General features: G+C 61.0%; 10 protein-coding genes and 1 pseudogene. 4 read left to right on the top strand and 7 right to left on the bottom strand.

Features of this window, described 5'->3' with window-relative positions; translation table 11 throughout:
• Positions 1-103: 103 nt before the first annotated feature.
• The 4 genes from AC3I65_RS09315 to AC3I65_RS09300 all read right to left on the bottom strand — a co-directional run bounded on the left by AC3I65_RS09315 (position 104) and on the right by AC3I65_RS09300 (position 3,034).
• The gene (locus AC3I65_RS09315; protein ID WP_047229367.1) at positions 104-730 is read right to left on the bottom strand and encodes an antibiotic biosynthesis monooxygenase; all 627 of its coding nucleotides are present in this window, start codon (positions 728-730) and stop codon (positions 104-106) included.
• Positions 723-1,136 (bottom strand): DoxX family protein, encoded by a 414-nt coding sequence (locus AC3I65_RS09310; protein WP_139050656.1) that lies wholly within the window; start codon positions 1,134-1,136, stop codon positions 723-725. The genes AC3I65_RS09315 and AC3I65_RS09310 overlap by 8 nt, the downstream gene beginning before the upstream one ends.
• Entirely contained in the window at positions 1,133-2,080 is a 948-nt protein-coding gene (locus tag AC3I65_RS09305) for a LysR family transcriptional regulator (RefSeq protein ID WP_419417718.1), read from the bottom strand. Before AC3I65_RS09305 ends, AC3I65_RS09310 begins: the two co-directional genes overlap by 4 nt.
• Positions 2,081-2,212: 132 nt before the next feature.
• The gene (locus tag AC3I65_RS09300; protein WP_047229364.1) at positions 2,213-3,034 is read right to left on the bottom strand and encodes an alpha/beta fold hydrolase; all 822 of its coding nucleotides are present in this window, start codon (positions 3,032-3,034) and stop codon (positions 2,213-2,215) included.
• A gap of 382 nt (positions 3,035-3,416) precedes the next feature.
• Between AC3I65_RS09300 and AC3I65_RS09295 the strand changes: the two genes are divergently transcribed.
• On the top strand, positions 3,417-6,227 hold the full coding sequence (locus tag AC3I65_RS09295) for an ATP-binding protein (protein WP_488523657.1): 2,811 nt from the start codon (positions 3,417-3,419) through the stop codon (positions 6,225-6,227).
• On the opposite strand, the gene AC3I65_RS09290 is transcribed toward AC3I65_RS09295, so the two are convergent.
• Together AC3I65_RS09290 and AC3I65_RS09285 are read right to left on the bottom strand one after the other, a co-directional pair.
• Positions 6,174-7,652, bottom strand: coding sequence for an ATP-binding protein (locus AC3I65_RS09290; protein ID WP_488523656.1), 1,479 nt, complete (start codon positions 7,650-7,652; stop codon positions 6,174-6,176). The two genes, AC3I65_RS09295 and AC3I65_RS09290, sit on opposite strands and share 54 nt — an antisense overlap.
• Positions 7,653-7,835: 183 nt before the next feature.
• Positions 7,836-8,786 carry a GlxA family transcriptional regulator gene (locus AC3I65_RS09285; RefSeq protein ID WP_047229361.1) on the bottom strand — a complete coding sequence of 317 codons (951 nt, stop codon included), beginning with the start codon at positions 8,784-8,786 and terminating at the stop codon, positions 7,836-7,838.
• 320 nt (positions 8,787-9,106) lie between these two features.
• Between AC3I65_RS09285 and AC3I65_RS09280 the strand changes: the two genes are divergently transcribed.
• A complete protein-coding gene (locus tag AC3I65_RS09280) occupies positions 9,107-9,829 on the top strand; it encodes a pirin family protein (RefSeq protein WP_188251529.1) in 723 nt (240 codons plus the stop codon).
• A gap of 444 nt (positions 9,830-10,273) precedes the next feature.
• Positions 10,274-10,675, top strand: a complete 402-nt coding sequence (locus tag AC3I65_RS09275; RefSeq protein ID WP_160892953.1) for a hypothetical protein — start codon at positions 10,274-10,276, stop codon at positions 10,673-10,675.
• 19 nt (positions 10,676-10,694) lie between these two features.
• Here AC3I65_RS09275 and AC3I65_RS09270 read toward each other — a convergent pair whose 3' ends face one another.
• Complete coding sequence (locus tag AC3I65_RS09270; RefSeq protein ID WP_448693620.1) at positions 10,695-11,738, bottom strand: GlxA family transcriptional regulator; 1,044 nt, start codon at positions 11,736-11,738, stop codon at positions 10,695-10,697.
• A 279-nt stretch (positions 11,739-12,017) separates the two neighbouring features.
• Between AC3I65_RS09270 and AC3I65_RS09265 the strand changes: the two are divergent.
• A pseudogene (locus tag AC3I65_RS09265) lies at positions 12,018-13,100 on the top strand (HAMP domain-containing protein); the annotation flags it as partial.
• Between the last annotated feature and the right edge of the window lies 1 nt (position 13,101).

The following is a 13,101-nucleotide window of genomic DNA, read 5'->3' as shown; positions in this document are numbered from 1 at the left end:
GGTGGCATTTAGAAGGGGGCTGCTCCGCAGCCAGCGGGGATAAATCCCCTCGCCACAAAATCCCCTCGCCACAACAGTGTTTGTCACAACAGCTCGGCGCTGCTTAGGGCTCCAGGTGTTCGTGGGTTTGAGAGGCTTCTAGCCACGGCGCGAACAGGCGGGTGGCCAGCGGCATGCACACGTACACCACCGACAGCACGATGGTCAGGGTGATCAGGAATGTGGCGACTACGTAGTTGGAAAGAAATGCGTGAAGTTGCAGCACAGGCCCCCAGATCAGCGGTACCAGCAAGGTGTGGGGCAAGATGACCAACAGCGTCACCACCGCCTGTTTCCAGCGTGGCGGAGGAATGGCGGCATCGGCCAGCGGGGCGAACCAGAACTCCTTGTGGGGGGCGACTTCGGTCTGGTCGCCATCGGCCAGCAGCGGCGCGGCTTCTTCCACCAGCTCGCGGCGCTGGGGCGAATCCAGCCAGCGTTGCATCGCCTCGGTGGAGCAGAAACGCAGCACGCAGGTAAACAGCGACAGCCCGCCCAGCTTGCCCCGCACCACATCCACACCCAAGTGCCCAGGCCACTGACCAGCCACCCGCACGGTGCGGCGCAACCAGGCCTCATAAGCCGCGTCCTGGCCGGACTTGATCCGATGCTTGATCACCAGGGTGACGATTTCGTCGAAGCCGGGTTTTGCAGGGCCGCTGGTGGATTCAACGGTTTGAGGTTCAGACATGACGTAGCACTCCAACAAAACGCGTGTTCATCGCCAGGCGCCCAGGCCCGGCAATCAACACGCTGGTAAATACAATCAGCAGCAGCCAGCCGAACTGCCCTTCTTCCAGGGTCCACTGCGGGTGTACCACCACAAGTGCGACGGCCAGCAGAAACAGGATGGGCACGCACGCCAGACGCACGAGGACCCCGGCCATGATCAACAGGGGGCAAAGCACTTCGGCGAAAATCGCCAGCATCAGGGTGGGCGCGGCGCCCAGATGAAACGGATCCTCGATGCGCGTCAGCTCAACGCTGTAATGCAACAGCTTGGGCAGCCCGTGGACCCACAGTAAAAACAGCCCACCGCTCAGGCGCAGAAACAGCAAACCCAGATCCTGCAGGGAACGTTCGTGCACATTGCTCATCGCTGTACTCCATCCAGATCCGCATAGGCGGTGGCCGGTAACGATTGAGACATGTGGGTGGCAATGCGCGAGCGCAGCCAGCGCTCGGCCGGATCGTTGTCATGCACACCGCTCCAAACCATCGACAACTCGGCGGCATTGATCTGGAACGGCGGATCCTCCGCGCGCAACGCGCAGCCTTCCACCAGCGCGCAGGCGGCGTAGTCAGGCACGGTGGCGATCAGTTCGGTGCCTGCCAGCAAGGCTCGCAGACCGCTGAACTGCGGCACCGCCAACACCACTTTGCGCGTTCGACCAATGCGGGCCAGGTCCAGGTCGATATTGCCGCTCAGGTCGCCCGAAAACGAAACCATGGCATGGGGCCGCGCGCAGTATTCGTCCAGGGTCAACGGCCCAGGGCGCTGGTCGCCGCGCAACACCTTGCAGGGAATGTCGCGCAATTTCTTGCGCTTGGCATTGGCCGGCAGGTCGGTGGTGTAACTCACGCCGACGCTGATTTCACCACTGGCCAGCAGCGACGACATCAGCAGAAAATTGGCCCGGCGCACCACCACAATGATGCCGGGTGCTTCTTCGCGCAGTTGACTGAGCAAGGGTGGAAACAGGCCGAATTCGGCATCGTCGGACAAACCGATGCGGAATACGTCGCAACTGGTGGATGGATCGAAAGCCTTGGCCCGGCTGACCGCGCCCGAGATCGTGTCCATGGCCGGCTGCAGTTCCTGCAGGATCGCCAGGGCCCGCGGCGTCGGCTCCATGCCGCGACCGTTGCGGATCAGCAGCGGATCGTCAAACAGATCCCGCAGCCGTCCCAGTGCAGCGCTTACCGCCGGCTGGCCCATGAACAGCTTTTCGGCGACACGGGTCAGGTTCTTCTCGAACATCAGCGCCTCGAAGATCACCAGCAGGTTCATGTCGAGGCGGCGTAAATCATTGCGGTTCATGGGTGTTGTTCCTGTTGAATACCGGTCCTGTGGGAGCGAGCCTGCTCGCGAATGTGGTAACACAGTCGACATAAGTGCCAGCTGACCCACCGCTTTCGCGAGCAGGCTCGCTCCCACAGGCTTGCGGCTTGGTCAACCCTGGATAAACGCCAGCAGGTCCGCGTTCAGGCGGTCCTTGTGGGTATCGGTCAGGCCATGCGGCGCGCCGGGGTAGATCAGCAACTGCGAGTTCTTGAGCAACTTGGCGGCGGCGATACCGGCGGTTTCGATGGGGACCACCTGATCATCATCGCCATGCACCACCAGGGTCGGCACATCGATATTGCGCAGATCTTCGGACAGATCCGTCTCCGAGAACGCCTTGATGCAGTCGTAGGTGTTCTTGTGACCGGCGAGCATGCCCTGCATCCAGAACCAGTCGATCATGCCCTGGGAGACCTTGGCGCCCGGCCGGTTGGCACCGAAGAACGAACTGGCCACATCTTTGTATAGCTGAGATCGGTCAGCCAGGGAGGCCTGGCGGAAACCGTCGAACACCTGCACGGGCAAGCCACCCGGGTTGGCCGGGGTCTTGAGCATCAACGGGGTCACCGCCGAAATCAGCCCGAGTTTGGCGACGCGGGCGGCACCATGACGACCCATGTAGCGGGCGACTTCGCCACCGCCGGTGGAGAAGCCCAGCAACACCGCTTCCTTGAGGTCCAACCGCTCGATCAGCTCGGCCAGGTCATCGGCATAGGTGTCCATGTCGTTGCCGTCCCAAGGCTGGCTGGAGCGCCCGTGCCCGCGGCGGTCATGGGCGATCACGCGGTAACCGTTGGACGCCAGGAACATCATCTGCGCCTCCCAACTGTCCGAGTTCAACGGCCAGCCGTGGCTGAAGACCACTGGTTGACCACTGCCCCAATCCTTGTAGTAAATCTCGGTGCCGTCGCGGGTGATGAAGGTGCTCATGACGTGACTCCTTGAGGTGGGTGGATTGCTCAATGGTCCGGTCAGAGGGGTCATTTGCGTGAGTTAAACGTTGTTAATTTTTTTGGAACCGGCGTGTTAAGCCGCGATGAAGACTGTTTTTTTTGTGGCGAGGGGATTTATCCCCGCTGGACTGCAAAGCAGTCCCGAGACTGACACCTGGGTGTGTCAGATTCATGGGGGGTTGGGCTTTTGGGGCCGCTTCGCGACCCAACGGGGATAAATCCCCTCGCCACCAGGTTCTAGCAACCAGAGGGTTGTGTGTTTGCCAGTGAGAAGGCCCTTCACCGTTGCGCTTGAAACAAAACCTGAGGAATATGCTCGGGAAAAGCCCCTGCACCGGGACCAGAACATTGAGAGCAACATGAGCCAATACCTCAACCTGCCTGTCGAACAGACGGTGCATTTCGGCCCTTACCGCGTCCATCCTCGCCAGCGGCTGGTGCTGGAGGCCGGGCAGCCGTTGCGCCTGGGACGCCGGGCAGTGGAGATCCTGCTGGTATTGCTCGAACACGCTGGAAACGTGGTGAGCAAGCACGAACTGATGGCCCGTGTCTGGCCCAAGAGCGTGGTGGAAGACACCAACCTGCGGGTGCACGTGGCGGCGCTGCGCAAGGCCCTGGGAGACGGCCAGTCCGGGCAGCGTTACATCATCACTGTGGCGCAGCGCGGTTACAGTTTCGTCGCACCGGTGTCCCTGGAGCCGGTCGAGCAACTGGCGCGCATCCCGCACCCTTCCCTGGCCCACAACCTGCCGCCGCGCCGCACCCGGCTGATCGGACGCCAGGGCCTGGTGGAAAACCTGGTGGCCCAGCTGCCGAGAAAACGTTTCATCACCCTGGTGGGGGCCGGCGGGATCGGCAAGACCACCGTCGCCTTGCGTGTCGCTGAGCGGTTGATCGGTCACTACCGCGACGGTGCCTACCTGCTGGACCTGGCGTCGCTCAACGATCCGTGCATGATTGCCCCAAACCTGTGTGCGCTGCTGGACCTGCCACTGCATGAAGGCGACCCGCTGGATGCCATCACCCGGCGACTCAAAGAGCGACACCTGCTGCTGGTCATCGATAACTGCGAGCACCTGATCGATGCCATCGCCCAGCTCAGTGAAACCCTGCTGCGCGGTGCGCCTCACTTGCACATCCTGGCCACCAGCCGCGAAGGTCTGCGGGCCGAAGGCGAGCACGTGCAGCATCTGGATTCCCTGGCGTTCCCCCCCCGGGAGATGCCCATCAAGGGGTATCCGGCCCTGGAGTTCCCGGCGCTGCAGTTGTTCGCCGAACGGGCAATGGCCAGTCATGACAGCTTCGAGCTGACGGATCAGGACATACCGCTGGTGGTCGACATCTGCCGTCGGCTGGACGGTATCCCCCTGGCCATCGAACTGGCCGCCGGTCAGATCGGGGTATTCGGACTGGAGGCACTTCACCGGCAACTGCAAGACAGCGTCGCCCTGCTCCACAACGACACCAACGTCGCCGCACCCCGCCAGCAAACCCTGCGGGCCACGCTGGACTGGAGTTTTGCGCTGCTTACCGACTGCGAGCAAACCTGCCTGCGACGGCTGGCGGTGTTCATGGGCAGCTTCAATCTGGCGTCGGCCGCAGCGGTGATCGTGGGTCAACATATCGCGCCGGACCAGGTGCTGATGTCGGTCAGCCAACTGGTCGCCAAATCGCTGCTCAACGTCGAGGTCGGCGATGAAGAGGTGCGTTATCGCCTGCTGGACACGACCCGCAGCTATGCCCTGGAAAAACTGACTGAAGCCGGGGAACTGGCTGCCAGCCACCAGCGTCACGCCGAGCGCTGCCTGACGCTGATGGAGCATGCCGAAAAAGACTGGGAAACGACCCCCACGCGGCAGTGGATCGCCCGCTACGCCCTCTATCGCGACGACATCCGTGCCGCGCTCGACCGGGGGCTGGGCCCGCAGGGATCGCATGCGGTAGCGATCAGCCTGACTGCCCGCACCCTGCCCCTCTGGCAGGAGTTGTCGCTGCTCAGGGAGCACGGGCTTTACGTGAGCAAGGCGCGGGCGTTATTGCGCCAAAGCCCCGTGCCGTGCCCACGACTGACCCTGGCCCTGGAACTGGCCCATGCCAGTTTCAATTACCATACCCAAGGCGGCACGCCTGCCACTGTCGAAGCCTTCACCACGGCCCGGGGCCTGGCGCAACAATGCCAGGACCTGGCTGGCGAGCTGCGAGCCGTGTCGGGGCTCATGACCGTCAACCTCAGCTGCGGCAACTACCAAGAGGCCTTGGAGCAAAGCCTGGATTTCGACCGACTGGGCATGCACGGCGACCCGACCCTGTCCTTGAGCACCCAACGCCTGCGGGTGCTGGCGCAGCATTTCACCGGCGACCAGACGGCCGCCCGGCGTGATGCCGAACAAGTGATCCAGCGCCTGGCCCAGAGCGGCCACCTCAGCCGTTTCTCCCACGGCTTCGGCGTGCAATACGATCAGAGCGTGGCGACACTGACCGTGCTGGCGCGCATTCTCTGGCTGCAAGGCTTTGCCGAAAAAGCCCGGCGCACCGCCGACCTTGCGCTGCAGATTGCCTTGCAGATCAACCACGGCATCTCGATCTGCTACACCCTGGCGCTGAGCGGTTGTGTGATTGCGCACTACAACGGCGATCATTCACGCGCCCGGGAAAGGCTCGAACTGTTGAAGCACCAGGCGAAAAAACATTCGGTCATGTTGTTCCATGACTGGGCCAGCCACTATGCCCGCGCTTTCGATGACGAAACCCTGGAAGCGAGTTCGACCCACGCCGGACTGATCCAGGACATCGTTGTCACCCTGCGCATCGATTGCGTCAACCAGGCACAGGTCGAGCGCGCCCGCAACGGTGCGGCAGGCTGGTGTTCGGCGGAGATCCTGCGGGCCGATGCCGAAGCCCTGCTGGCGCAAAACGACCCCACCCTTGAGCGCTGCGCCGAAGAGCAACTGCTGAGCGCCCTGACGGTGGCCCGGCGGCAAAATGCCTTGGCTTGGGAATTGCGCAGCGCCATGTCCCTGGCCCGGCTGTGGCAACGCCGGGGCATGGACCGTGCCGCCCAGGATCTGCTCGGGCCGGTCTATCGTCGTTTCAGCGAAGGGTTCGACACCCCCGACCTACAGCAAGCTGGCGCGCTCCTGCAAAAACTGGCCCGACGGCTGGGGCCTTGAACGACGCACCTCCCAAGCTTCTTGCAACGCGTGGCGCCGACTGAAAACAGCCCACTGACCACTGCGCCGCAATTTTTCCAGGGCATAGGCGCGCGTGGTGTGGAGCAAGTGGAACCGAACCCCGTCCACGCGCTGCTCGACCATGACCAGCGATTGGTTCGCCAGCCGTGACAGCAGACCAGGCAATTGCCCGGCTTCCAGCTCGGCACAACTGATGACGGCCAGCGCAGCCTTGAGCGTAAACGGCCCATCGAACACGGCCAGACGCTGGAACACCGCTTGCTCATCGTCACTCAAACGCTCGAAACTCCAATCCAGCATGGCCTCCAGGCTTCGATGGCGCGCCACAGCCGTGCGGCGCCCATGGTTCAAGAGTGACAGCCCACAATCCAACTGTTCCAAGACCCCCGCCACGCCCAACACACCCACCTGGGCCGCTGCCAGTTCCAGCGCCAGCGGTAACCCGTCCAGGCGTTGGCATATCTGGACAATCACCGCCAGCTCACGGTCATTGGGCTCGAAACCCTGCTGCCGGGCAGCGACCTGATCGATCAACAACTGCACGGCCGGACACGCCAATATCTGGTGCGCCGGCTCACCGGGCGAGGCCACTGTCAGCCCCGGCAATTGTACGACGCGCTCATCCGTCAGACTCAAGGGCTCGCGGCTGCTGAACAACAGCGAGACCTGCGGGGCCGATGCGCCCAACGCCCGGGCCAGGTCCCGGCAGGCGTCGAGCAGATGGTCGCCGCCATCGAGCACCAGCAAAACCCGCCAGGATTTCAGTTGCTGGCCCAAGGCGCCATGTCCCAGGCCCAGGGTGCGGGAAACCTGCCTCGTCACCTGCGACGGGTCGCTGATGGCGGACAGGTCCACAAACCAGGCACCGTGGTCAAAGTGTTCCAGCAACAGTTCGGCCACCCGCAGCACCACGGTGGTCTTGCCGACCCCACCCGGTCCGGTCACGGTGGTCAGGCGCTGACGGGGCACCTCGCTGAGCAACCGGCCCAGCACTTTGTCGCGACCGATCACCGGGCTCAGGCGCGCGGGCAGGTTGTGGCGCTCGATCGGCTGCTCGACGTCAGCATCCACGACCACGGGCGCGGCAAAGCAATAGCCCTGCCGGGGATGATTGAGGATGTAGCGCGCCCCCTGCGCCGCGTCACCGAAAGCCCGCCGCAGCGCCGCGATGTGCACGCGCAGGTTGATGTCTTCCACCACGCTGTCAGGCCAGACGCGCGCGATAAGCGCTTGCTTGCTGACGAAGTGACCGGCGTTCTCCAGCAACACTTGAAGAATGTCCAGGGCGCGACCGCCCAATACCAGGGGGTCGCCGTCACGCGTGACAAGTCGCTGCTGGCGATAAAAGCTAAACGGGCCGAAGCACACCGCCGGCTCGGTGTCGGGTCTGGCGAAACTGTTCATGGGCGATCCAGCGCCGGATAACCATCGCGGGCATGACACTACGGCGATCCGAACGCGTCTGCCCTGGCTCCTGCGCATCCTTTCCAGAGGGTTCGCGGTTATCTTGGCAGCCATCGCCCAGAGGACAATGCTGGCACAGGGCGCATCACGGACATTGCGGTGCCCTGGACGGACACCGACGGCTCAACTGAACTGCTGGCGGTATTGCACGGGGGTCAGGCCAAGCTTTTCGCTGAACAGCGAGCGCATGTGCCGCACACTGCCAAAGCCGCTGCGAAACGCCACGGTCTTGAGGGGCAAATCCGTGGATTCCAGCAACTGGCGGGCGCGGTCGATGCGCGCACCTTGCAGGAACTCCATGGGCGTCATCTTCACTTCGCGAACGAACATCCGGGCGAAATGGCGCGAACTCATGGCGGCGATCGCGGCCATGCGTTCGATGGTGAAGGGTTCCTCCAGGTGCTCCATCACATGATGCTGCACCCGGGTAATAGCAGACTCTTGAGCCGCCACCGCCGCCACCAGCGGGCTGAACTGCGCCTGGCCGCCCTGGCGCTTCATCACCACCAGCAACACCTTGGCCACATCCAGCGCGACTTTACGACCGTGGTCCTGAGCGACGATGGACAACGCCAGGTCGATGCCGGCGGTCACACCACCGGAGGTAAACAAGCGTCGATCCTGCAGGAAGATTTTGTCGGTCTCCACCCGTGCCTTGGGGAAACGCTGAATCAGGCGTTCGGTGTAGTGCCAATGGGTGGTGACGCGGTAGCCGTCAAGCAGCCCCGCCTCTCCCAGCACAAATACGCCGGTGCAAATGGAGCCGTAGCGCGTGGCCCGCGGCGCTGCCGCGCGCAACCAGGTATGCAATCCCGGATGCTGGTCGTTATAAGCGCCCGGGCCACCCGGCACCAGCAACACGTCATAGGCCGCCCAAGCCTGGTCGATGTGGATATCGGCCTGTACCGCCACGCCATTGGACGCTCGCAACGCGCCGCGCTCGGTTCCCAGGGTCAGCAATTGATAACGAAGATCGGGTTCAAGGTAACGATTGGCGATGGAAAACACTTCAAGAGGCCCGGCCATGTCGAGCAATAAAAAATCCGGGAACAGCACCATTGCAACGGTTTTCATCGAAAATACGCCAAAATATTCAGGACCTGCAGATGCCACTTGTGGGAGCGAGCCAGCTCACGATAGCGCACTGGCAACCAACAAAGGGCCAAGCTGAACCGGCTCTACGCACGCAGGTTCGCTCCCACAGGGTTGTGTAGCCTGCAAAACCAACATTATGTCGAAGCCACACGCCTGCGGGTAGGCACTGCTTATTGTCCACTTAGAACGGACAGTATTTCGTTTTCCACCTGCTTATTGAACAATTCAATAACCATTAACCTTCTTCTGAACCTGGCGAACGCCCAACGCCGCCGCCCATACACATCAGGAGAGCTACCATGCTGACCCTTCGCAAAGCTTCAGACCGCGGCATCGCCCGCCACGGTTGGCTGACCTCGTTCCATACCTTTTCCTTTGCCAGCTACCGCAACGTCAATGAACAAGGCTTCTCCGACCTGCTGGTCATCAACGACGACCGGGTCGCAGCGGCCAAGGGCTTCGGCCAGCATCCTCATCGGGACATGGAGATTTTTTCCTATGTACTTGAAGGCGCGCTGGAGCATAAGGACACCTTGGGTACCGGCTCCGTCATTCGCCCCGGTGATGTGCAACTGATGAGCGCCGGCAGCGGCGTGGCCCATAGCGAGTTCAACCACAGCGCCGAGGAGCTGGTGCACTTCCTGCAGATCTGGATCGTGCCCAACGTCAGTGGCGCCACACCGCGCTATCAACAGGAGCACTTCAGCGCCGAACAGAAACGGGGTCGCCTGCAATTGATCATTTCCCCGGACGGCGCCAACGGCTCGCTCCAGGTGCGCCAGGACGCACGGGTCTATGCCGGGCTGTTCGACGGCAAGGAAAACGCCACCCTGACATTGGCGCCTGATCGTTATGCCTACGTGCATGTAGCCCGCGGCAGTGTCGAGCTCAATGGGGTGCCGTTACAGGAAGGTGACGGTGTACGGGTGCGCGAGGAACAGCTGCTGACGTTGAGCAACGGTCAGGATGCCGAGGTCCTGGTGTTTGATCTGCGGCCACAGGAATTGCCGCAGATGCCATGAGGGCAGGTCCTGTTCGCGATAGCGGTTTCCCATCCAGCATTCTTGTTGAATGGAACACCTATATCGCGGGCAGGTTCTCCTTCCGCCGCTTCTCATTGCCCTCCGCCATACCAACCTCAGTAACTCCATTCATATAGGGCCGTAGGCTCAGTTTGAAATGTTTAATCAAAACATTGATGAGCCACATAACGATTAAACAAGTACCGAAGCGTTGCGACATATCATTTGGCCATCTTTCATGCTGCTCAGGGGTATATAGCGAAAGCATCTTTAGAAAATTAAACTGCATGAGCTGAGTGAAACAAATAGTGCGAAGCGACAGTTCTTTCCGACCGGTGGTGCACTGTCCTTATTAAAACTACAATATCGTCTTAACGTTACTGGCTATCGAAATGATTTCAATTGGCCATCAATTATCCTCACTCAGTTAATCATGGAAGAAGTATGAAAACGGTTATGTCTCTCGCTGTGCTTTCCGTTGCCTGCTACGCAACAGCAGACGTTCAAAAAATTCAATATGCCTACGACGATTCGAAGGCCGAATACTCCATCGTCTCGTTTACCGAGAGCGGTTCGACCCTCCAGGTTACCGTCCAAAGAGCGGGTCCCTACTTCACCAACTACACAAAACTGGCACTCGACTGCGTTGACCACAATGTTCGGCACATGGGCATGTACAACAGCCTCGAAAGGCTGGAAAAAGCTCAGTTCGACCCGATGCAGGAGCGCATCGTCGCAGGCTCGATCGCCGATGAAGTGCGCAAAGTACTTTGCCGCGGCACAAGCATGACCGCCTCACAGGCCGACGAAGTACCTGCCAAGGTAAAAGCTGACGATAAAATCTGATCTTAACGTCGCTAGCCTGCTATCCCCGAACGCCCTGTTTTCGCTCAAACGTTGAACGATAACTGCCGGGCGGAACGCCGAAGAAATCCCGAAAACGACGCTGAAAGTGCGGCGAGCTGACAAAGCCCGTCGCCACGGCGATTTCTGTGACGGATCGATTGGTCTGCTGGATAAGTTGGCGCGCACGGGTCAGGCGCAGTTCCAGGTAATAACGTGTCGGGGTTGCGCCGAGGAAACTGCAGAAGCGCCGTTCCAACTGCCGCTTGGAAATTTTCACGCATGCCGCCAGCTCATCGATGGTCAACGGCTCCTCGATGTTTTGCCACATCAACTCCAACGCCAGCTTGAGACTTTCTGGCAGCGTCGGATCGGTTTCGACGAAGACCGGCGGCAGATCCGACGCGTCGCCCGACTCATCACACCGCAGGATCTCCTCGATCGCCCCCACCAGCGCTTCGCCTCCCGTCTGGCGGATCAACTGAAGCATCATGCGCAGCGAGCTGTTGGCACCTGCGCAACTGACCCGCTGCCGGTCCACCACATAAGCGCGGCTGGAAACTTTCACATGGGGAAAAACCTCCGCCATCATGGCGCGACTTTCCGGGTGAACCGCGCACTCGAAACCATCGAGCAAACTGGCATCGGCGACGAAAAAAACGCCGTTCCACAACCCGCCCAGTATTGCCCCGGACGCGGCGTTGGCGCGCAGCTTGCGTCGCAGCAGCGGCATGCCCTGCAACTTCACGCGAAAGCCACCGGCGACGATCAGGACGTCCTGGTTTTCCGGCAACTGCGCCAACTCGATATCGGCAGAGATGACGATCCCCAGGTCACTGGTCACCTGACTCCCCGAGGCCCCAACCGTCAGCACCTCATACAGAGGCCTGTCGCTCATCAGGTTGGCCGTCACCAGCGCATCCACCGCACCGGTAAAGGACATCATCGAGAAGTTGTCCATCAATACGAACGCGACACGAACCGGAGCCTGGTCAGCACCTGAGGATCCGAGCGGCCGGTAAGCCATGTTTTTGTTTTTAAGTACGCTCTCGAATGCGCTTGGCATAGGGCCTCGTCAATACATGAAGGCATCAGGACTTGCATCACGCTCGCGCTTTAAGCAGCAGAGCAATTGGCACATCTTCCAGATTAACCACGACGGCTGCAATCGACTCGCGACACCGCAGGGTCATCGCCCCCTCCTCGACCTCAAGTACCGTCGATTCTGGTCGATATCGTGTAGGTACGCATGGGCGCTTCCCCCGTTCCAGAAACTCGCAACGCGCACCGCTACTGTTTCCTGTTTCCGCCGTTTCAACACCTATAAATATCCGCGGGAGAAGTCATGAATATCAAACAGAAGCTGACATGGGCGTTCGCGGCCATCGCCTGCCTGCCAGTTATCCTGGTGGCGGTGCTGGTCGTGTTGAACCTGCGCGACGCCGCACAAACCAACTTCCTGGACAGCAGCGGCCGTGAAATCCGCCAGATCGACAACGGCATGAAGCAGTTCTTCGATGGCATCAGCCAGAACGTCGAGTTCTTCGCCAAGGACCCACGGATTATCGCGGCCAAGGATCTGAAAAATTATTCCGGTGCCGACGCTGCACAAATTCCGCTGCCTGAGAACAACAAACAGCTGCTGGACATATTCGACAGATTCGCCAAAAGCCACCCGACCACCGCCTATCTTTCTCTGGGGCTGGCCGACGGCGGTTACGCCAGCTGGCCTGACGACCCCAAAATTTCCAATTACGACCCCCGCGTACGCCCCTGGTACAAGGCCGCCATCGCTTCGCCGGGCACCACCGTGCGCACAGACGCCTATTACTGGGCACCGGACGACGTGTCGCTGATCGGCATCGTCCATACGGTCTCCGACGCCGCCGGCAAGCTGGTGGGTGTGGTGGGCCTGGACGTGTCGCTCAAGCAACTGACCGAACTGGTCAAGAACATCAAGCTGGGCGACAGCGGTTACCTGATGCTGGTCGAAGCCAATGGCAACGTCCTGGTCGATCCCAGCGATGCCAAGCACAACTTCAAGCCCATGGCAGAAATTGGCCCCAACTATGCCGAACTGGCCAAAAGCGGTGATGGCGTGACTCAGATCGAGATCGATGGCGTGCCCTACATGGCCAACGTCGTCAGTTCCAAAGGCCTGGGCTGGCGCTTCATCGGTCTGATCAAACGCGACGAAGTCATGGCCGAAGCCGCGAGCCTGACCTGGTTGATCGCCATCATCGCCGCCGCGCTGGCAGTGGTGTTCGCCATCGTCGGCGCCAGTTTCGCCAGCGTGATCGTGCGACCGATTCGCGGTGTCGCCAATGGCCTGCAGGAAATCGCCGAAGGTGAAGGCGACCTCACCCGCAAGCTCTCGGTGCAAGGCAAGGACGAAACCGCCACTCTGGCCAGTTGGTTCAACCAGTTCC

The sequence above is a fragment of the Pseudomonas sp. N-1-13 genome (genome assembly GCF_057787095.1).
Note: the sequence above shows the minus strand (reverse complement) of the source record. Positions and strands in the feature narration are given on the sequence as shown.

Bases quoted from the DNA above. Each gene is read 5' to 3' on its own strand.
- AC3I65_RS09315 (WP_047229367.1), bottom strand. From the start codon at position 730: ATGTCTGAACCTCAAACCGTTGAATCCACCAGCGGCCCTGCAAAACCC.
- AC3I65_RS09310 (WP_139050656.1), bottom strand. From the start codon at position 1,136: ATGAGCAATGTGCACGAACGTTCCCTGCAGGATCTGGGTTTGCTGTTT.
- AC3I65_RS09305 (WP_419417718.1), bottom strand. From the start codon at position 2,080: ATGAACCGCAATGATTTACGCCGCCTCGACATGAACCTGCTGGTGATC.
- AC3I65_RS09300 (WP_047229364.1), bottom strand. From the start codon at position 3,034: ATGAGCACCTTCATCACCCGCGACGGCACCGAGATTTACTACAAGGAT.
- AC3I65_RS09295 (WP_488523657.1), top strand. From the start codon at position 3,417: ATGAGCCAATACCTCAACCTGCCTGTCGAACAGACGGTGCATTTCGGC.
- AC3I65_RS09290 (WP_488523656.1), bottom strand. From the start codon at position 7,652: ATGAACAGTTTCGCCAGACCCGACACCGAGCCGGCGGTGTGCTTCGGC.
- AC3I65_RS09285 (WP_047229361.1), bottom strand. From the start codon at position 8,786: ATGAAAACCGTTGCAATGGTGCTGTTCCCGGATTTTTTATTGCTCGAC.
- AC3I65_RS09280 (WP_188251529.1), top strand. From the start codon at position 9,107: ATGCTGACCCTTCGCAAAGCTTCAGACCGCGGCATCGCCCGCCACGGT.
- AC3I65_RS09275 (WP_160892953.1), top strand. From the start codon at position 10,274: ATGAAAACGGTTATGTCTCTCGCTGTGCTTTCCGTTGCCTGCTACGCA.
- AC3I65_RS09270 (WP_448693620.1), bottom strand. From the start codon at position 11,738: ATGCCAAGCGCATTCGAGAGCGTACTTAAAAACAAAAACATGGCTTAC.